The organism is Rhizobium sp. RU33A, assembly GCF_900156055.1.
GTDB lineage: Bacteria > Pseudomonadota > Alphaproteobacteria > Rhizobiales > Rhizobiaceae > Allorhizobium.
Genome location: NZ_FTMQ01000008.1, coordinates 25,082 through 44,891, shown reverse-complemented (window position 1 = coordinate 44,891; position 19,810 = coordinate 25,082). Strand labels below are relative to the sequence as shown.

Annotated in this window: 18 protein-coding genes; 9 read left to right on the top strand and 9 right to left on the bottom strand. The window is 61.2% G+C overall.

Features of this window, described 5'->3' with window-relative positions; translation table 11 throughout:
- Nucleotides 1-70: 70 nt before the first annotated feature.
- Nucleotides 71-1,639 (bottom strand): putative bifunctional diguanylate cyclase/phosphodiesterase, encoded by a 1,569-nt coding sequence (locus BW978_RS21440; RefSeq protein ID WP_083697673.1) that lies wholly within the window; start codon nt 1,637-1,639, stop codon nt 71-73.
- A gap of 139 nt (nt 1,640-1,778) precedes the next feature.
- Here BW978_RS21440 and BW978_RS21435 point away from each other — a divergent pair, with 139 nt between their 5' ends.
- The 4 genes from BW978_RS21435 to BW978_RS21420 all read left to right on the top strand — a co-directional run bounded on the left by BW978_RS21435 (nt 1,779) and on the right by BW978_RS21420 (nt 5,890).
- A complete protein-coding gene (locus BW978_RS21435; protein WP_076397877.1) occupies nt 1,779-3,029 on the top strand; it encodes a BtaA family protein in 1,251 nt (416 codons plus the stop codon).
- On the top strand, nt 3,026-3,694 hold the full coding sequence (locus BW978_RS21430) for a class I SAM-dependent methyltransferase (RefSeq protein ID WP_076397874.1): 669 nt from the start codon (nt 3,026-3,028) through the stop codon (nt 3,692-3,694). Before BW978_RS21435 ends, BW978_RS21430 begins: the two co-directional genes overlap by 4 nt.
- A 130-nt stretch (nt 3,695-3,824) precedes the next feature.
- Nucleotides 3,825-4,604 (top strand): glycoside hydrolase family 25 protein, encoded by a 780-nt coding sequence (locus BW978_RS21425; RefSeq protein WP_076397872.1) that lies wholly within the window; start codon nt 3,825-3,827, stop codon nt 4,602-4,604.
- A gap of 98 nt (nt 4,605-4,702) precedes the next feature.
- Nucleotides 4,703-5,890 (top strand): lytic murein transglycosylase, encoded by a 1,188-nt coding sequence (locus BW978_RS21420; protein WP_076397871.1) that lies wholly within the window; start codon nt 4,703-4,705, stop codon nt 5,888-5,890.
- Between the two features lie 511 nt (nt 5,891-6,401).
- Here the strand turns inward: BW978_RS21420 and metF are convergent.
- From metF to ettA, 3 genes are all read right to left on the bottom strand, one after another.
- Nucleotides 6,402-7,310, bottom strand: coding sequence for a methylenetetrahydrofolate reductase [NAD(P)H] (gene metF, locus BW978_RS21415; protein WP_076397870.1), 909 nt, complete (start codon nt 7,308-7,310; stop codon nt 6,402-6,404).
- On the bottom strand, nt 7,311-8,318 hold the full coding sequence (locus BW978_RS21410) for an ArsR/SmtB family transcription factor (protein ID WP_076397869.1): 1,008 nt from the start codon (nt 8,316-8,318) through the stop codon (nt 7,311-7,313).
- Between the two features lie 148 nt (nt 8,319-8,466).
- The gene (gene ettA, locus BW978_RS21405) at nt 8,467-10,116 is read right to left on the bottom strand and encodes an energy-dependent translational throttle protein EttA (RefSeq protein ID WP_076397868.1); all 1,650 of its coding nucleotides are present in this window, start codon (nt 10,114-10,116) and stop codon (nt 8,467-8,469) included.
- Nucleotides 10,117-10,362: 246 nt separating this feature from the next.
- On the opposite strand from ettA, the gene BW978_RS21400 reads away from it, so the two are divergent.
- From BW978_RS21400 to BW978_RS21390, 3 genes are all read left to right on the top strand, one after another.
- On the top strand, nt 10,363-11,289 hold the full coding sequence (locus BW978_RS21400) for an alpha/beta hydrolase (RefSeq protein WP_076397867.1): 927 nt from the start codon (nt 10,363-10,365) through the stop codon (nt 11,287-11,289).
- 160 nt (nt 11,290-11,449) lie between these two features.
- The gene (locus BW978_RS21395) at nt 11,450-12,649 is read left to right on the top strand and encodes a succinate--glutarate CoA-transferase (protein WP_076397866.1); all 1,200 of its coding nucleotides are present in this window, start codon (nt 11,450-11,452) and stop codon (nt 12,647-12,649) included.
- A complete protein-coding gene (locus BW978_RS21390) occupies nt 12,646-14,298 on the top strand; it encodes a thiamine pyrophosphate-binding protein (protein ID WP_076397865.1) in 1,653 nt (550 codons plus the stop codon). Before BW978_RS21395 ends, BW978_RS21390 begins: the two co-directional genes overlap by 4 nt.
- A gap of 85 nt (nt 14,299-14,383) precedes the next feature.
- Here BW978_RS21390 and BW978_RS21385 read toward each other — a convergent pair whose 3' ends face one another.
- Nucleotides 14,384-14,968, bottom strand: coding sequence for a bifunctional transcriptional activator/DNA repair enzyme AdaA (locus tag BW978_RS21385; RefSeq protein WP_076397864.1), 585 nt, complete (start codon nt 14,966-14,968; stop codon nt 14,384-14,386).
- 115 nt (nt 14,969-15,083) lie between these two features.
- Between BW978_RS21385 and BW978_RS21380 the strand changes: the two genes are divergently transcribed.
- On the top strand, nt 15,084-16,028 hold the full coding sequence (locus BW978_RS21380) for a DMT family transporter (protein WP_076398099.1): 945 nt from the start codon (nt 15,084-15,086) through the stop codon (nt 16,026-16,028).
- Nucleotides 16,029-16,109: 81 nt separating this feature from the next.
- Here BW978_RS21380 and BW978_RS21375 read toward each other — a convergent pair whose 3' ends face one another.
- From BW978_RS21375 to BW978_RS21360, 4 genes are all read right to left on the bottom strand, one after another.
- Nucleotides 16,110-16,451, bottom strand: coding sequence for a RidA family protein (locus BW978_RS21375; RefSeq protein ID WP_076397863.1), 342 nt, complete (start codon nt 16,449-16,451; stop codon nt 16,110-16,112).
- An 82-nt stretch (nt 16,452-16,533) separates the two neighbouring features.
- Nucleotides 16,534-16,872, bottom strand: coding sequence for a protein tyrosine phosphatase family protein (locus BW978_RS21370; RefSeq protein WP_076397862.1), 339 nt, complete (start codon nt 16,870-16,872; stop codon nt 16,534-16,536).
- A gap of 85 nt (nt 16,873-16,957) precedes the next feature.
- Nucleotides 16,958-17,785 carry a DUF4432 family protein gene (locus BW978_RS21365; protein WP_076397861.1) on the bottom strand — a complete coding sequence of 276 codons (828 nt, stop codon included), beginning with the start codon at nt 17,783-17,785 and terminating at the stop codon, nt 16,958-16,960.
- Entirely contained in the window at nt 17,782-18,234 is a 453-nt protein-coding gene (locus BW978_RS21360; protein ID WP_244552027.1) for a MarR family winged helix-turn-helix transcriptional regulator, read from the bottom strand. Before BW978_RS21360 ends, BW978_RS21365 begins: the two co-directional genes overlap by 4 nt.
- Nucleotides 18,235-18,445: 211 nt before the next feature.
- On the opposite strand from BW978_RS21360, the gene BW978_RS21355 reads away from it, so the two are divergent.
- A complete protein-coding gene (locus BW978_RS21355) occupies nt 18,446-19,777 on the top strand; it encodes a L,D-transpeptidase (protein WP_139330631.1) in 1,332 nt (443 codons plus the stop codon).
- Nucleotides 19,778-19,810 lie beyond the last annotated feature (33 nt).

The following is a 19,810-nucleotide window of genomic DNA, read 5'->3' as shown; positions in this document are numbered from 1 at the left end:
GCTATCGAAGCAGGAATGAATGACAGGCGAAAGATGACCAGGGCGCGTGCCGGAAGTTATCCCGCGACTTTCAAGCGACCGGGACTGCGCGTTGCTCAAGGCGCGCCTCCAGGAAATTGAGGGCTTCCGCAGCCGCAAAGGGTCGTGAAAACAGGAACCCTTGAGCCTCGCCGATGCCAAGGCGCTTGATGAAATCCAACTGGCTGTTGGTCTCGATCCCCTCGATTGTGGTCCGGATTTGGAAGGTCTCCGACAGCTTGTGCATGAGGTCGACGAGTTTCGCCCCCTGGCTGGTCTCAAGCATCTGCTTCGCGAAGGACCGGTCGATCTTCAGTTCATCGAGCGGGAAGAGCCGGAGATTGTTAATCGACGAGAATCCGGTGCCGAAATCGTCGAGCGCGATGCGCACGCCGCTCGAGCGAAGCTCGGCGAGACTGCGGCAAACAAGATCGATATCGACGGAAAAGACCGCCTCTGTCACTTCGATCGTCAGCCGCTCTGGCGCCAGCCCGGTATCCACCAGACAATCGAGGATATGCGTCACAAAGTTCGGATCTTTGAACTGGTCGCCCGACACGTTGACGCTGACGCCCGTCGGTTCCGGCCAGGTTACGGCTGCGGCGCAAGCCTGCTGCACGACCCATTTGCCGATCACCTGAATGATGCCGGTCTTCTCTGCGAGAGGGATGAAGACGTCGGGCGTGATCAGCCCCCTCGCCGGATGGCGCCAGCGCAGAAGCGCCTCCAGAGATCGCACGTCACCATTCTCCACGGCAACAATCGGCTGGTATTCGAGATAGAATTCCCCGTCGACGAAGCCGCGCGAGAGGTCGCGTTCGAGCTCCAGGCCTTCTCGCACTTCACGGGCGAGACTTTCATCATGGAAGGCATGGGCAGGGCCAAAGACCTCCTTGGCGCGATAGAGCGCCAGAGCCGCCCGCTGCAGCAGTGCCGCAATATCACTGTCCTCGGCGGAGATGAGCGTTGCACCGATACTCACTCCGGCCATAACGCGCCCCTGCTCCAGGACAAAAGGTTCGGCGAGCGCGTCTTCGATCGCCAGGCAGACGAACTCTGCCACCGGGCGGCGCAGCGCTTGCGGCAGGATGACCGCGAACTCGTCGGCCCCGAGACGAAACAACTGCGCGCCCTCGCCCGAAGCCTGGCGCAAACGCTCGGCCACGGCGACCAGCAGTGCGTCGCCAGCCGCATGTCCCAGCGTGTCATTGACATATTTGAAGCGGTCGAGATCGATCAGCAGAAGCGTACCGCCCGACGGACCTCGTGCCGCCATCAGGGCTTCGAGCGCGTCATTCAGGGCCTGACGGTTGCCAAGGCCGGTCAGACGATCGAAACGTGAGGCAGCTTCAAGCGCCGTCGCACCACCTTCGAGGCGACTGATGCGCTCATGCAGCATGGCCTCCCAGGAGGCGATTCGCCAACCGACTGCGGTGCCGACAAGCGGTAGGCTGATGGCCGCAAGCGAGGACCATTCACTCATAAAAGCTGTGGAAAGAGCATCAAAACCGGACTGCACCACAACAGGTAGAGCCATGGCAGCCGGAGCTGCAGCTCCGCCCAGAAAACCGGCAAGACCGTAGCGCAGTCGCCTCCCAAACGGGATTTCACTTAACATCATGTTAAACACCCCTAAAATAACTGAGGACAATTTGTATAAAATGCATTGAAATTCGGTTACCGCACCCCGTCAACCGCGTCATCAAACTGTAGCACCCGAGCGCTACACGCCGTGAAACCCAACAAGAGGGCGGATCGACATGACTGAGCTTGCACCCGATGCCGGATTTCGCGGAAACGAGAAGCTGAAGGGTGCATTGCTGCAGCATGCCGCCCTTTCGCCGGCGGGCCTGTCGGAACGCCTCTTCGGCCTGCTGTTTTCCGGCCTTGTCTATGCGCAGATCTGGGAGGATCCCGAGGTCGACATGCAGGCCATGGATCTTTCCGAAGGCCATCGCATCGTCACCATCGGCTCGGGCGGCTGCAACATGCTCGCCTATCTCAGCCGTCGGCCGGCCTCGATCGATGTGGTCGACCTCAACCCGAACCACATCGCCCTCAATCGCCTGAAGCTCGCGGCCTTCCGCCACCTGCCCGACCACGCCTCCGTCCGTCGCCTGCTTGGCGAACACGGCGTCAGCACCAATGTCCGGATGTATGACCGCCACATCGCTCCCAATCTGGACACGGCGACACGGCGCTACTGGGAAGCACGCGGCTTGACTGGGCGCAAACGTATTTCCGTCTTCAACCGCAACATCTACCGCACCGGCCTTCTCGGGCGGTTCATCACCATCGGCCACCTGATCGCACGCAGCCATGGCGTTCGCCTGGAAGAACTAGCCGAAACCCGCTCCTTGCGCGAACAACGGATGTTTTTCGACAGCCGCATCGCACCCTTGTTCGACAAGCCACTCATTCGCTGGCTGACCCGCCGCAAGAGTTCGCTCTTCGGCCTTGGCATCCCGCCGCAGCAATATGACGAGCTCGCATCGCTGGCCAACGACGGCACGATCGCCGCCGTCCTGCGCCACCGCCTGGAAAAGCTCTGCTGCCATTTCCTGCTGCGCGACAACTACTTCGCCTGGCAGGCATTTCTCCGCCGCTATCCGAAGCCGGAAGAAGGTGTTCTGCCCACCTATCTGCAGGAACAGCACTACCGCGCCATACGAGAGACAGCGGATCGCGCGACCGTTCACCACGCCAATTTCACCGAACTCCTGGCGAAAAAGCCAGCCGGCAGCGTCGATCGCTACGTGCTTCTCGACGCACAGGACTGGATGAACGAGCGACAGCTGAACGAGTTGTGGACCGAAATTACGCGTACCGCCTGCGAAGGCGCCCGCGTCATCTTCCGCACCGCCGCGGAAGACAGCATCCTGAAAGGAAAGCTGGCACCCGCCCTTCTCGACCAGTGGCATTATCAGGCCGAACGCTCACACGCCCTGAACACTCAGGACCGCTCCGCCATCTATGGTGGCTTCCACATATATGAGAAGCGGCCCGCATGAGCGAGAGCCCTGCCGCCCTCGCTTCCACCGAAAGCCAGGACCACGCGGACCGCATGGACCAGATGTATCGCTATCAGCGGCATATCTACGACCTGACGCGGAAATACTACCTGCTCGGTCGAGACCGCATGATCGCAGGGCTCGATCTGGATAACGGCGGCACACTCCTGGAAATTGGTTGCGGCACGGGTCGCAACCTTGTCCTTGCCCAGCGGCACTTTCCGCATGCAAACCTCTTTGGCCTCGACATTTCGGCTGAGATGCTCGCAACAGCCCAGGCCAAGTTTGAGGGCAAGGCATCACGCCCAAGGCTTGAGGTCGCCGATGCCACGACATTTTGCGCCGCCGATTTCGGACAGCCGCATTTTGACCGGGTGATGATCTCCTATGCCCTGTCGATGATTCCCGACTGGCAGGCCGCCATTGACCGGGGTATCGAAGCGCTTAGTCCAGAGGGATCCCTGCACATCGTCGACTTCGGCCAGCAGGAGCGCATACCCCAGTGGTTTCAGAGAGGTCTGCAGGCCTGGCTCGCCCGCTTCCACGTCAGCCCCCGCCCGGATCTGAAAAGCATTCTCGAAGAGCGGGCGACGGCAAAGGGCTTGCAGTTGAAGTTCGAGCCCCTCTGGCGTGGCTATGCCTGGCACGCCGTCCTTAGCCGCTGACGGCCTCGCGCAAGCAAGATTGCATCTAATCCGGATTTGACGATGATGGGCGACGAAAGTCGGCTCCCACGCGTGTCGTTGTTGCACCTCATGGGGCAACTTCCCTTAATCATGAGATCACGGACCCTCGATGCGGTGGCTTCCCACACTTCTCCTCCCGCTTTGCCTTGCAGTTTCAGGCTGCACCTCGGGCTCTTACGACCTGTTGGAAACAGCCTCCCTCTCTCCGCGTTTCCAGGACACCGATCCCCAGCATTTCGATGGCAAGACACCGCATCGTCACGAGGTGCATGGCATCGACGTCTCCAAATGGAACGGCGACGTCGACTGGCGCCAGGTGAAAAAATCGGGCGTGTCCTTCGTCTTCATCAAGGCGACGGAAGGCAAGGACATGCTCGATCCACGCTTCCACGAATACTGGCGGGGTGCCAGTGACGCCGGCATTCCGCACGCCGCCTACCACTTCTACTATTTCTGTTCGACGGCCGACGAGCAAGCCGACTGGTTCATCAAGAACGTGCCGCGCGATGCCAACCTTCTGCCACCCGTGCTCGACGTCGAATGGAACCCGACCTCCCCGACCTGCCGCCTGCGGCCGGATCCCGCAACGGTGCGCAGCGAAATGCAGCGCTTCATGCAGCGCATTGAGGCCCATTTCGGCAAGCGTCCGATCATCTACACCTCCGTCGACTTCCACCGGGACAACCTCGAAGGCGCGTTCAGGGATCATCACTTCTGGGTCCGGGCCGTGGCGCAGCATCCAAGCGAGATCTATCCGGAACGGCGTTGGTCCTTCTGGCAATACACGTCGACAGGCGTCATTCCCGGCATCCGAGGCGAAACCGATATCAACGTTTTCGCCGGCACCCAGAAGAACTGGCAGAACTGGATCGCCGCCGTCTCGAAATGATCGCAAACGGAGCCTAGAGGCTCTGAGAAACAAACCCATGCCATCGCATGCCGGCGTAAACGCGGCATTCGATCGCACGCAACCCGAAGGACTGATCGATGAACAACGCCCTGCGTCATGCGCTCCCTCTCGCCCTCATTCTTGCCTCAGCCGGTTTCGCCCAGGCGCAGCAGCAATGCGGCGGCGATCTCGCGACCTTCCTCGAAGGCGTGAAGGCGGAAGCCATTGCCGCAGGCACGCCGGCAGAAATTGTCGACAAGGCGCTTGCCGGTGCAGCCATCGACCAGAAGGTTCTTTCCCGCGACCGCTCGCAGGGCGTCTTCCGCCAGACTTTCCTGGAATTCTCAAGCCGCACCGGCAGTCAGGCGCGCCTCAACACCGGCCTTCAGAAAATCAGAGAGTATTCAGAGGTCTTCGCACGCGCCGAACAGGAATACGGCGTGCCGGCCGGCGTCATTACCGCCTTCTGGGCCAAGGAAACGGACTTCGGCGCCGTACAGGGCGACTTCAACACCCGCAATGCGCTGGTTACGCTGGCCCATGATTGCCGCCGCCCGGAACTCTTCCGCCCGCAACTTTTGGCGCTGATCAAGATGGTCGAGCATGGCGATCTCGACCCTGCGACCAATACTGGAGCCTGGGCTGGCGAAATTGGCCAGGTGCAGATGCTCCCTGAAGACATCATCGCCTTCGGCGTGGATGGCGATGGCGACAACCATGTGAACGTCAAGCAGAGCAGCCCTGACGCCCTTCTCACGGCCGCACGCTTCATTCAGCATCTCGGCTTCAAGCGCGGCGAACCCTGGATCCAGGAAGTCAGCATCCCGGAAAACCTGCCCTTCGAGAAGTCCGGCCTTGGAGGCACGATGACGGCAGGTGAGTGGTTTGCACTCGGCGTGCAGCCCCGCGACGGCGAGACGGCTTTCTCCGCCCTGCCCGCATCGCTGATTCTGCCGCAGGGCCGCAAGGGGCCAGCCTTCATCACCTATCCGAACTTCAACATCTATCTCGAATGGAACCAGTCCTTCATCTACACGACCTCGGCGGCATTTTTCGCCACCCAGTTCGGCGGTGCGCCCGCCTATCAGAAGGGCAATCCGGAACCGGGCCTCGACACCGACCAGATGATGGCGCTGCAGACCAAGCTGCAGGGCCTTGGCCATGACGTCGGCAAGATCGACGGCATCCTGGGAGCCGGCACACGCGTCGCGGTACAGAAGGAGCAGCAGCGAGTGGGCCTGCCCGCCGATGGCTGGCCGACACCGGCATTGCTTGCCGCCCTCTGATATCCGCATCAAAGACCACATGATCGAGCCGGGGCGCCTCCACGCCCCGGCTTTTTATGTTTCCGGCGGCTGTCCATCTGGTGACGCTGAGGATTTCAGCCCCGCGAACGGGGCCGACAGACGCTCACGGAAATTAAACTTCATTAACAGGGCGAGAGCTAGGGCAAGCTATTGATCCGTATGGCTTATCGCTCGTTATGGATACGTTACTCGCCGCTTATTGACGCAGCGCAGCACAGATTGGCCCTTGCGCCGACACAAATCAGACATAATATCTAACGGTCAACGCAAGGAGGCACACATGGGACTGACCAATTCAATTAATGTCCTGATCGTCGGTGCAGCGTTTGTTTTCATCGGAACGATGCTGTTTATCTGACACGGGTCTGAGTAACTGAACCCATGAGCTGGCCGGATTAGGCCTCTCCAGCAGATAGAATTTCAAAACGAATGAGAGGCGCATGACACGGACCGTCATGCGCCTCTTTTTTATGGCGGCGGCGACCTCGGCTTAGGCGGCCGCGTTGGAGATCTTGTCGGCCTTCGCCGAGATGCCAAGGCGTTCCAAAGTCGCAATGGTCAGAGGCGCCCGGTTCATCGTGTAGATGTGAAACTCTTCGATACCCCGACGCGAGAGATCGGCGATCTGTTCGGCCGCAATGTCGGCCGCAACCGCCGCACGTGCCTTAGGATCGCCCTCGGTCCCCTCGAAGCGTTCGTCGAGGAATGACGGTGTGCTGGAGCCGCACATCGAGGCGAAGCGCTTCAACTGCGTCAGATTCTGGATCGGCATGATGCCCGGCACGATCGGGATGGTGATACCCGCCGCCCGGACGCGGTCCAGGTAGCGCTCGAAGATATCATTGTCGAAGAAGAACTGCGTCAGCGCGCGCGTGGCTCCGGCATCGACCTTCTGCTTGAGCATATCGATGTCGACATCGTCATTTTCGCTCTCCGGATGGCGTTCGGGATAGGCTGAGACGGAAATCTCGAAGTCACCGAGGTCGCGCAGACCAGAGACGAGGTCGGCAGCATTCAGGAAGCCACCCGGATGCGGCGCATAACGGCTGCCCATGCCCCCTTGCGGGTCGCCACGCAGCGCCACGAAGTGGCGAACGCCAGCCGCCTCGAACTCTTCCACGACCGCACGCACCTCCTCACGCGTCGCACCCACACAGGTCAGGTGTGAAGCTGTGGCGAGCGGGGTCTCGTCAATCAACCGCTTGACGGTCGCAAGGGTCGGCTCGCGTGTCGTTCCACCGGCACCGTAGGTCACCGAGACGAAATCGGGCTGGTACGGCTGCAGGGCCTTCACCGTCTGCCAGAGCTGATCCTCCATGTCGGGCGACTTGGGCGGGAAGAACTCGAAGGAGATCCGCACATCAGGCGTCTTGGCGATCGGCCGTTCGGGCTTGGTCATTTATCTGCTCCCGGTCAAGGCAAGGGGTTGTTCAGAAGCGGCATGCGCCGCAGCACGTCCGCGCCGGGCAAGCCAGATGGTCACGGTCAGCCCACGTCCGGCCGCAGTTTCCGGTGGCAGGTCGATGACGTCCTCGACGGACAATCCCTGACGGCCGAGCCATTCGGCCATGACGCCATGGGAGAAGCCGAGGCGCACATGAGCGTGCTCGTCCCGGAGATATTCGTGGGCATGTGGCGCCAGATCGATGATCGCGAGCCGACCACCCGGCTTCAGCATGCGCGCAGCTTCGGCAAGAGCCAGCTCCGGCTCTTCAAGGAAGTGAAGAACCTGATGGATCGTCACGAGATCGTAGTCGCCGGCATCGAGCGGCAGGTTCAGGATGTCGCCATGACGCACGCTGGCGGACAGGATGCCGTCCTTGTCGAGATTGGAGCGGGCGACCGCCAGCATGTCACGGCTGGCATCGATCCCGATTGCCCGGCGGTAGCGGGGCGATAGAAGTTGCAGGATACGGCCGGTGCCTGTGCCGAGGTCGAGCATGGATTCGACCGCGTCGGTTCCGACGATCTGCAGAAGAGCCGCTTCGACATCGGCATCGTTGACATGCAGGCGGCGAAGCTCGTCCCATTCGGAAGCGTTGCGACTGAAATAGGCCTGCGCCTTCTCAGCCCTCGCCCGCTTGACGCCGGCCAGGCGATCGCGGTCACGCTGGAGGACAGGATCGCTCTCCTCGGCAGCATCCAGCAGCAGTCGAACCAGTGCCGCGCCCGAGCCATCCTGTTTCAGCCGAAAATAGGCCCAGGCGCCCTCCTGATAGCGATCAATCAGATCGGCTTCCGAAAGCAACTTCAGATGACGGGAGATTCGTGGCTGCGACTGACCGAGAATTTCTGTAAGATCAGTGACCGTGAGATCGCCCGCAGACAGAAGCGTGAGGAGACGCAGGCGGGTCGGCTCGCCTGCCGCCTTCAGCAATTCCACAAGAGTATCGACACCGAGTCTCATTCACACCACCGCAATAACGACATAAAGATATCTTTATGTCTGTTTTCGATGTGATGCAAGCCTGAATCGCTGATGGCGCTGGATCAGTGCACGAAAAAAGGGCCGGCACCTTTCGGCCCGGCCCTCAATTGGCACTCTGTTAACTGCCTTAGCGCGTCAGGCGCTTATAGGACTGGCTGCCCGGGTTCAGCGCATCCGGACCGAGGCGACGGATCTTGTCCTGTTCGTAGTCTTCGAAGTTGCCTTCGAACCATTCGACATGGCCGTCGCCTTCGAAGGCAAGGATATGCGTCGCCAGACGGTCGAGGAACATGCGATCGTGGCTGATGATGATCGCGCAGCCGGCGAAGTTTTCGAGTGCCGTTTCCAGCGCGCCGAGCGTTTCCGTGTCGAGGTCGTTGGTCGGTTCGTCGAGCAGCAGCACATTGCCGCCGGCCTTCAGCATCTTGGCCAGATGCACGCGGTTACGCTGGCCGCCCGAGAGATTGCCGACCTTCTGCTGCTGGTCTCCGCCCTTGAAATTGAAGGCGCCGCAATAGGCGCGGGAGTTCATGTCGAACTTGCCGAGCTTTATGATTTCGGCACCGCCCGAAATTTCTTCCCAGACGGTCTTCGAACCATCCAGCGCATCGCGGCTCTGGTCAACATAACCGAGATGCACGGTGTCACCGACGCGGATCGAACCGGCATCCGGCTTTTCTTGGCCGGTGATCATCTTGAACAGCGTCGACTTGCCGGCGCCGTTCGGGCCGATGATGCCGACGATACCGCCCGGCGGCAGCTTGATCGAGAGATCGTTGATCAGCGTGCGGCCTTCAAAGCCCTTGGTGATGCCATCGAGTTCGATGACCACCTGGCCAAGACGCTCGGAGACCGGAATGATGATCTGCGCATCACCGGGACGAATGCCTTCAGCCGCATCGACCAGCTGCTCATAGGCCTTGATACGGGCCTTGGACTTGGCCTGACGGGCCTTCGGGCTGGATGCGATCCATTCCTGTTCGCGCGAGATCGCCTTCTGGCGACCGGCCTCTTCGCGGTTTTCCTGAAGCATGCGCTTGGCCTTCGCCTGCAGGTAAGCCGAATAGTTGCCTTCGTACGGAATGCCACGGCCGCGGTCGAGTTCGAGGATCCAGCCGGTGACGTTGTCGAGGAAGTAGCGATCGTGGGTAATCATCATCACGGCGCCCGGGTAGTCGCGCAGGTGCTTTTCAAGCCAGGCGATCGTCTCGGCGTCCAAGTGGTTGGTCGGTTCGTCGAGCAAAAGCAGGTCCGGCTGCGAGAGCAGCAGACGGCAAAGCGCGATACGACGGCGCTCACCACCCGAAAGCAGGGTGACGTCTGCGTCCTTAGGCGGGCAGCGCAGCGCTTCCATCGCCATCTCCACCTGCTGTTCGAGGTCCCAGAGGTTCTGGCTGTCGATGATGTCCTGCAGCTTCGAGCCCTCTTCCGCCGTCTCGTCGGAATAGTTCATCATCAGTTCGTTGTAACGGTCGAGCACGGCCTGCTTGTCGGCCACGCCTTCCATGACGTTCTCGAACGCATTCTTCGCCGGATCGAGATGCGGTTCCTGCTCGAGATAACCGACGGTCGCACCTTCGGCGAGCCAGGCTTCACCGGTATATTCCTTGTCCTGACCGGCGATGATGCGCAACACGGTCGACTTACCGGCGCCGTTCGGGCCGAGGATACCGATCTTGGCATCGGGATAGAACGAGAGGTGGATGTTCTCGAGAATCTTCTTTGCGCCGTAGGACTTGCTAAGTCCCGACATGTGATAGATGAACTGGCGTGCCATGGGGTCTTGCTCCGGCGGGAATGGGAATTTGCCGCTATGTAGGCGAATTGCGTCCTTGGGGCAATGCGGCGCACAAAAAACTGCCAAGAAATACAGCAGTTCTCGCAAGTTTCAGATCATTCCACATCCCCGCCTCGCTGGCCGGGGTCGCTACCCGCCGGCTTGTTCGCGCATCCGGCGTCAAGCCACTGACGCTATTGCGCATGGCAGAGAAATGACCTCCTATCGCGCCATCGGGGGAACCTAATGTTTTCAGCTCTTGCCTTTCACCAATCGCCATCAGGCGCACGTCTTGCCTATCACCACCAGCCGTCGACGACCGCGCCGCGTGGTATTGTCCTCATCTGCCACGGTCTAGCCGAACATTCGCGGCGCTACGAGGGGTTCGCCTCGGCACTGGCCGCCCATGGCTACCACGTCTTTGCCCATGATCACCGCGGACACGGCGAGACGACGGCACCGGACGCTCAACTCGGGATATTCGCGCGCAGCAACGGGGCCGAAAAGGTGATCGCCGATGTCATTGCCATGCGCGAGCTTGCCGTCGAAACCCATCCCGGACTTCCGGTCATTCTCTTCGGTCACTCCATGGGCGGCCTGATCGCGCTCAACGTCGCGAATGAACATCCACAAGCCTTCCATGCGCTGACCGTCTGGAACTCAAACTTCAATCCCGGCCTTGCCGGACGCTTCGCCCAAGGCGTGCTTTCTCTTGAGCAGATGTTGAAGGGCTCCGACGTCCCGTCGCTGATCCTGCCGAAGGCGACCTTTGTTGCCTGGGGCCGCGCCATCAAGGGGCATCGGACACCATTCGACTGGCTCTCGCATGACGCGCGCGAGGTCGACGCCTATATCGCCGATCCGCTATGCGGCTTCGATGCCAGCGTCTCCATGTGGCGCGATATCTTTCGCCTGACTTTCGCAGGCGCCGCCCCCGAACGTCTTGAGCGCCTGCCGCAACGCCTCCCCGTCTATCTGGTCGGCGGCGCTGAGGACCCCGCGACCAATATGGGCCGCGAGATACGCTGGCTCGGCCAACGCATGCTCGATGTCGGCATGACGGATGTCGAAACTACGGTCTATGAGGGCATGCGGCATGAGACGTTGAACGAGATCGGTCGTGAAAAATCTATCGCCAATTTCCTCGCCTGGCTCCGCAATCTCGGACCCTGATCTGGCCAGATCTTGCCGAAACGGAATGATGCCATGAGAGAATATCAGGTGCGAATGGCAAAATGGGGCGATATAGCTCGGTCGATAGCAGTTCTTGTCATGGCAGGAGATCCAATATTGTCGGATCGCCGAACCTGACGACGCCGCACAGGATCGCGCAATGACGCCCAAGCCATCATCCCCTGCCCCGCTCACCGGCATCCGCGTGATCGAACTGGCCCGCGTACTCGCAGGCCCATGGGCAGGCCAGATGCTCGCCGACCTCGGCGCCGACGTGATCAAGGTGGAGAACCCCGAAGGCGGTGACGACACCCGCGCCTGGGGACCGCCCTTCGTCGAGGGCGCCGATGGTGAAAACCTCTCGGCCGCCTATTACCATTCGACCAACCGCAACAAGCGCTCGATCGCCGTCGACCTGAAGACACCCGAAGGCCAGGAAACGGTCCGCCGCCTTTGCGCTTCGGCCGATGTGGTCATCGAGAACTTCAAGCGCGGCGGTCTTGAGAAATACGGACTCGATTACGACAGCCTGAAGGCCATCAACCCGAAGCTCGTCTACTGCTCGATCACCGGCTTCGGCCAGAACGGCCCCTATGCCGATTTCGCCGGCTATGACTACATTGTCCAGGGCATGTCTGGCTTCATGTCGATCACAGGCGAAAAGGACGGCGAGCCGATGAAGGCGGGGGTGGCCATCGCCGACATCTTCACCGGCATCTATGCCGTGACCGCAATCCAGGCCGCGCTCATCCATGTCCTGAAGACAGGTCAGGGCCAGTTCATCGACATGGCGCTGCTCGACGTCATGTCAGCAGTGCTCGCCAACCAGAACATGAACTACCTGATCTCCGGCAAGCCACCGACCCGGCTCGGCAATGCCCATCCGAATATCAGCCCCTATGAAGTCGTGCCGACCGCTGACGGCCACTTGATTCTCGCAGTCGGCAATGACGGCCAGTTCAAGCGCCTCTGCACCATCCTCGGCATCCCCGAGATAGCCGAGAACGAGCGATTCGCCACCAACAAGGCACGCGTCGCCAACAAGGTTGAGGTGCGCCGGATCGTCACGACAGAGACCGCCAAGTGGCAGAAGCGCGACCTGCTCTCAGCCTGCGAACAAAATGCCGTGCCGGCCGGGCCGATCAACTCGATCGCGGAAATGTTCGCTGACCCGCAGGTGCAAGCGCGCGGCCTGAAGATCGATCTCACCGACGACAAGGGCACGGTCATCCCAAGCGTGCGCACGCCGATCGTGCTCTCCGAGACCCCCCTGCGCTACGAGCGCCCGAGCCCGCGTATCGGCGAGCACGGAAACGAAATTCTGGCCGAACTGGCCGAGCTGGAAAGGAAGACGCAATGAAGAGAACCGGCGGTGAACTGATCGTCGAGGCGCTGAAGGCAAACGGCGTCGAGCGCGTCTCCTGCGTTCCCGGCGAAAGCTATCTGGCCGTGCTCGACGCGCTGAAGGACAGCGGCATCGAGACGCTGGTCTGCCGCCAGGAAGGCGGCGCCGCGATGATGGCCGATGCCTGGGGCCGCCTCACCGGCAAACCCGGCATCTGCATGGTAACCCGTGGTCCGGGCGCGACGAACGCCTCTGCCGGCCTGCATGTCGCAAAGCAGGATTCGATTCCGATGATCCTGTTCATCGGCCAGATCGGTCGGGATATGAAGGAGCGCGAAGCCTTCCAGGAAGTCGAATACCGCCGCGCCTTCACCGAATTCGCCAAATGGGTCGGCGAAATCGACGACGCCCGCCGCATCCCGGAATTCGTCACCCGCGCCTTTGCCGTCGCCACCTCGGGCCGACCCGGCCCGGTCGTGCTGACGCTCCCTGAGGACATGCTGCTCGACGAGGTTGAGGCCCCGGAAGCCAAGCCCTACACCCCCGTCGAGGCCCATCCCGGCCCAAGCCAGATCGCAGCCCTCAGCGAACTGCTGAAGACCGCCAAGCGCCCGATGGTCGTTCTCGGCGGCACACGCTGGAGCGAGACTTCGGTCGCCGGAATCAAGGCCTTTGCCGAAAAATTCAAGCTGCCGGTCGGCTGCTCTTTCCGCCGCCAGATGCTCTTCGATCACCTGCATCCCTCCTATGCCGGTGATGTCGGCATCGGCATCAACCCGGCGCTGGCTAAGGAAGTGAAGGAGGCCGATCTGCTGATCCTGCTCGGCGGCCGCTTCTCCGAAATGCCCTCCTCCTCCTACACGCTGATGGACATCCCCTACCCGGCGCAAAAGCTCGTGCATGTGCATCCCGACCCGTCCGAACTCGGCCGCGTCTACCGCGCTGATCTCGCGATCTGTGCAGCACCTGAGGAATTCGTCGCAGCACTCGCATCACTGGATGCGCCCGCCGCCCCTGCATGGGCCGAGCGCACCGAGACCATGCACGCCGCCTATCTCGCCTGGTCGACGCCGCCCAAGGCCGGCCCGGGCGCCGTGCAGATGGGGCCGATCATGGAATGGATCGAAGCCAACACGCCGAAGGATGCAATCTTCACCAATGGCGCCGGCAACTATGCCACCTGGCTGCATCGCTTCCACCGCTTCCAGGCCTTCAACACCCAGGCCGCCCCGACCTCCGGTTCCATGGGCTATGGCCTTCCGGCAGCCGTTGCCGCCAAGCAGCTCTTCCCAGAGCGTGAAGTCGTCTGCTTTGCCGGTGATGGCTGCTTCATGATGCATGGCCAGGAATTCGCGACCGCCATCCGTTACAACCTGCCGATCATCACGCTTGTCATCAATAACGGCATGTACGGCACGATCCGGATGCATCAGGAGCGCGAATATCCGGGCCGCGTCAGCGCCACCGACCTGACCAACCCCGATTTTGCAGCGCTGGCCAAGGCCTATGGCGGCCACGGCGAAACCGTCGAAAAGACCGAAGACTTCGCCCCTGCCTTCCTGCGCGCCCGCGCCTCCGGCAAGCCCGCGATCATCGAGATCAAGCTCGACCCGGAGGCGATCACGCCAAGCCGCACCTTGACTCAAATTCGCAACAAAGCATGACAGCCGATTGAATCAAAACAGAATGGCCGGTTCATCGCCGGCCATTTTTGTGTTTGCGCAGAGGTCTCCGCGCGACAAGGGGCGATCACGATGGGCGTGGCGACGAACTCCGTTTGATCGCTGTCGGCGGGCGTTTGTAAACCTCCTGAAAAACGGCATTGAACCGCCTGACACTTCCGAAGCCTGCCTGCAGCGCAATCTCGGTGATCGGCATATCCGTACCGGTCAGCAGGCGCTTAGCGCGCTGAACACGCGCCGTTTTTGCCACCTGAAGCGGGCTTGCGCCGAGATGCTTTTGAAACAGCCGCGTCAGATGTCGCCCGCCGACACCGACGCGGGCCGCAAGCGCCTCGACGGTCGCACCCGCCGCATCGAGTGCGCCTTCCTCGCGGATCAGTCTTGCTGCTCGCTCCACGATTGCAGCACTGCCCTTCCAGGCCGGGCTGAACGGCGCCGTTTCCGGCCGGCAGCGCAGGCATGGGCGATAGCCGGCCAGTTCGGCCGCTGCCGCACTCGGCAGGAATTCGATATTGCAGCGATAAGGCTGGCGCACCGGGCAGACACAACGGCAATAGATCCCGGTTGTTCGAACGCCGATGAAGAACCGGCCGTCAAACTGGGGATCACGCGCAAGCCATGCCTGCTCACATTGGTGGATATCCAAGCTCATGACGAGAGATTACATCAGCGTTTGGAGCGTCAAAAGGACAGAGTCCGAATCCGGCGAGCAAACGATGGTTCAGCGGGCCACACATGGCCAACCGATTCACGACGGAACCTTTCAGATGCAGCAGAACCAATCCATGAGCCTTACCGGCTGGGCTCTGCTCTTGGCACTGTCCGTTCTGTGGGGCGGCTCCTTCTTCTTTTCCAAAGTCGCCCTCTCTGAGCTTCCGCCGCTCACGGTGGTCCTGGCCCGCGTGGCGATCGCGGCATTGGCTCTGCTTGTCTATTTGCGCATCCGCCGCCAGCCCATCCCCACAGACGCGACCACTTGGACTGCCTTCTTCGGGATGGGGCTCCTCAACAACCTCATCCCCTTCACGCTTCTCTTCTGGGGGCAGACCCAGATTGCCAGCGGCCTCGCCTCGATCCTCAACGCGACCACCCCGATATTCTCCATCCTCGTCGCGCATTTTCTGACAGCAGACGAAGGCATGACTCGCAATAAGCTCGTGGGCATCGCGCTTGGATTTTCGGGTGTGGCGGTACTGATGGCCGGAAACGGGGTGAAGACCGCAGACATTCCGCTGCTGCCTCTTCTCGCCTGCCTCGGCGCAGCCCTGTCCTACGGCTTTGCGGGTGTCTTCGGGCGGCGCTTCCGGCGCATGGGCATCTCGCCGGCCACCAGTGCATTCGGACAGGTGTCGGCGACAACGCTGCTGATGATACCCGTGGTTACGCTGATCGACACGCCCTGGCATTTGCCAATGCCGGGAATGACGACAATGGCCGCGCTGCTCGGCCTCGGGCTGCTCTCCACGGCGCTCGCCTATATCCTCTTCTTCCATATCCTGGCGGTCGGCGGCGCGATTAACAGTTCCCTCGTTACGCTGCTGATCCCAGTCAGCGCTATCCTGCTTGGCTATCTGTTCCTCGGCGAAATACTGGCATCCAACCATTTTGCCGGCATGGTCCTGATAGCGCTTGGACTGCTCTCGATAGACGGACGCCTGTATCGCTGGCTTCTTGGCCGGCGACGCAAGTCCGGCACGACCGCGAAACCGTGAACCCTGAGCAAGCGATTGAGAAAACAACGAAAGGCCGGGATCGCTCCCGGCCTTTGGCATTCAGTACGTTGCCCTGAAAAATCAGACAGCAGCTGTGACGATGAACTCGACCAGATAGTCCGGCGTCGCGAGCGGCGCACCGCTTGTTGCGCGGGCGGGCGGGTTGGCCGGATCGATCCAGCCTTCCCAGACTGCATTCATTTCGCCGAAGGTCGACATGTCGGAGAGATAGATGATCGTCTGCAGGATCTTGGACTTGTCCGAACCGGCGGCGGCCAGCAGGCGGTCGACTTCGGCGAGCGCCGACTTCGACTGCTCGGTCACGGTAGAGCCTTCACCAACCTGGCCGGCGAGGTAAACGGTGTTGCCGTGGACGACGGCGCCGCTCATGCGTTTGCCGGGCTCGATACGCTTGATGCTCATGGGATAACTCCTGCTTGAGGCTGGTTTAGAAAACAGACAGGCCGGACGCGAGCGTCCGGCCAAGGATAATGGAAAAGACGCGTCAGCCGCGCTGGCGCTGCGCGTGTTCGTAAGTGGCGTTCGAACGAGCACCGGAGCGGCAATAGCCGAGCATCGGACGTTCGAATTCTTCGAGCGCATCGACCATGTCGGCGACGGCATCCGGCGTGACACCCATCGGCCCGACGGGCACATGCTTGATCTTCAGGCCGAGTTCTTCCGCGCGCTTGGCAACGGCTGCAAATTCAGGCTGGCCGATTTCTTCACCATCCGGGCGATGGCAGACGATCGACTTGAAGCCAAGCGCCTTGATCTCGTCGACCTCGTCGACCGTGATCTGGCCGCTGACCGAATATTCCTCGTTGATCTGACGGATGTTCATCGGGGCTCCTCGTCAATTTCCTTAGGGCCAAACATCTACGACGGGCATCCCTGAGCGTCAATCGCGGGGGATCACCGATCGGTCGTCAGACGAAGGAAAATGCAAGTCCGTAGTCCCGGCTTTCGCCCGGCTGCAGGATAGTGAATTCGCCCGCCGCCTCGAGCTCGGAACGTCCCACCCATCGATGCGAGACCGGCTCGATGCCGAGAACATTGGCAGGAAGCCTCTGGTTTCTCCACACCTGCAGATGCGGCAGTGTGTCGGTGCGAAAACGGACTTTCAGCCGCTTCCCGCCGATCGCCGCGATCGGCCCCAGACGCAGTTCCGCCCAGCCGCCATGACCCGCTGGAACACAGAAGATGCCGCCCTCCGCTTCGCCGAAGGTCCAGGGAAAACCACCGCCGTCGAGCATCGCCCCTTCGAGCTGCGTTTCGTCGTCGAAGTGCTTCGCGCCCAGATTCATGTGATACATCAGAAAGGTCGGAAAAGCGGTTTCGCCGACATTCATGACCGTATCGGCAAGCTGCACCTCGCCGCTCTCGGCCTTCAGGCGCCACTGCCGCCGCAACTGCGCATGGCCGCCAGCCGCGAGTGTCACATCGACCACGGCCCGGGCCACAAGATCCTCTCCATCGATAGCCATCTCGATCGAATGCGCTGGGTTTGCTGAGAAGGAGCCATGCAGAGGAAAGTGCCGGTCCGTGCCCGCGATCGGCTCTCGGTGGCGGATATGGTCGGGTCCGCAGGTGAACAGGAACCCTTCCAGCGAATGGTCAATCCGCGGATCGCCGTCATCGGGGATCGCTCGGCCGGGAGACAGATCGACGCCATCGACGATGCAGGAGCCGATATCGAATACCGAACTCTCGTCGAGGGCCAGACGCGGTCCCCTTGGACCGGAAAAAGTGATCATGCAAGAGGTTCCTCGGCCTGCCGTTGCGGAGCCCTGAGGTGGCCGGTGGAGATCAGATCCTCCAGGCCGATGAGCCCGCTGTCGAGCGAGGAGAGATAGGCGATGTTAACGCTGCGCTCAAGCCACTGCTGGAAAGCCCCAGCTTCGTCCGCGAGACGTTCGAACCTGTGCTGCCCCTTATGCGTTAAGGACAGAAGTTCAAAGCGCCGGTCCGATCGATCCTTCTTGCGAATGAGATATCCTTTGTCCTCAAGGACCTTCACGGCACGGCTGATTTTCGTCTTGGAAAGACCCGAATGGGAGGAGATGGCCTTCGCTGTTGTCGGGGTGCGCTCGCCCAGCGACCAGAGAACCTGCCATTCGGACCACGACAACTCGTCTTCCGGGCCGCAGAACTGCATGAAGCCGTGGTCAACGCTTTCGGCCACGCGTAAAAGCCGAAAGGGCATGAATGCCTCCATCCTCAGTCTATCCTGCATTCTTCCCCCTCAACCCGGCGCTGCGACCCTGCATCCGGCCCGGTTATCTCTTCCGCCCCCACAGCGAGTTAACTCTCAATTCATTATGAATTCACCTTTTCCACATTAGTGTCAAATTTATCGCGTTTGTCGCCGGCTCAGACGAGGAAACCGAATCGTGTTCGACTTCAGGAAATCTAGCTTGATACTTGCGGTTTTAGCCGCCGCCTCTCTCACATCTGTGAGCCTTGCCTCGGCACAATCGGTCTATGACGATCGCAACGCCCAGATGCTGCTCGTCTCGCCAGAGGGCGATATCCTCGACTATGTGCCGGAAGTCGGCGAAGTCATGATCAGCCGCGACCGGATGGGTCGCACGGTGCTGATCGACCGCATGGGCAATCTGGTCGCAACCGAGATTCCGGCGGAAAGCTATTATCCGCCCCGCCAGCGTGGCGGAAACCGTGGCCTTCCCGGCGTCTACGATCCCTATGCCGAACCCGCACCTGCGCCGCGCGGCTGGGACGACGACGTCACGACCGCGTCCATTCCGGACGTCGACCCGCGTGACAGCCTGCCGCTCGACGGCCTGCCCCAGGACATGCCCTATGGCGGCCCGGATCTGCCCGCACCTACCGACACCGCCCCTGCCCGTACGGTGACGCCTGAAATCCCAGTCAAGAGCAATCTGTCCCGCCTGGAGATCACCGCCCTCCAGGTGTTCCTCGATCGTGAAGGCATTTCGCCCGGCGTCATCGACGGCAAGATGGGTCAGAACGTCAACAAGGCGATTGTCGCCTGGGAGCAAATGACCGGCGAGACGCTCGACCCGAACAATGCCGACGACATCCTGGAGCGCCTGCGTCTCTCCGGCGGCCTCGCGATCAAGAGCTACACGATTACGGCCGGCGATGCCGCCGGCCCCTTTGTCGCGTCGATCCCCGACGACTACGCGCATAAGGCACAACTTCCGGCCCTGTCCTACACTTCCACGGTAGAGATGCTCGCCGAGCGTTTCCATATGGACGAAGGCTATCTGCGCGAACTCAACCCCGGCGTCGATTTTTCGATCCCGGGCACGACGATCAAGGTGGTGGAACCCGGCCCGTACAAGAAGGGCAACGTGACACGCATCGTCGCCAACAAGGGTCTGAAGCAGGTCTTCGCCTATGGCGAAGATGGTGGCCTGATTGCCGCTTATCCAGCCAGCATCGGCTCTGCCGACACGCCCTCCCCGTCGGGCACCGTCACAATCGAACGCATCGCCCTTAATCCCGGTTATACCTACAATCCGAAGATCAATTTCCAGCAGGGCAACAACACGCAGGTCCTGCAGATCCCGCCAGGGCCGAACGGCCCCGTCGGCACGGTCTGGCTGGCATTGTCGAAGCCCACCTATGGCATTCACGGCACGCCCGAGCCCTCCAAGATCGGCCGCACCCAGAGCCATGGCTGTATTCGCCTGACCAACTGGGATGCAACCGAGCTGGCAAAAATGGTGAAGCCTGGCGTTACGGTGGAATTCGTCGAGTAAGGCGCAAAGCCTTCCAGAAGCGCCTCCGCAATC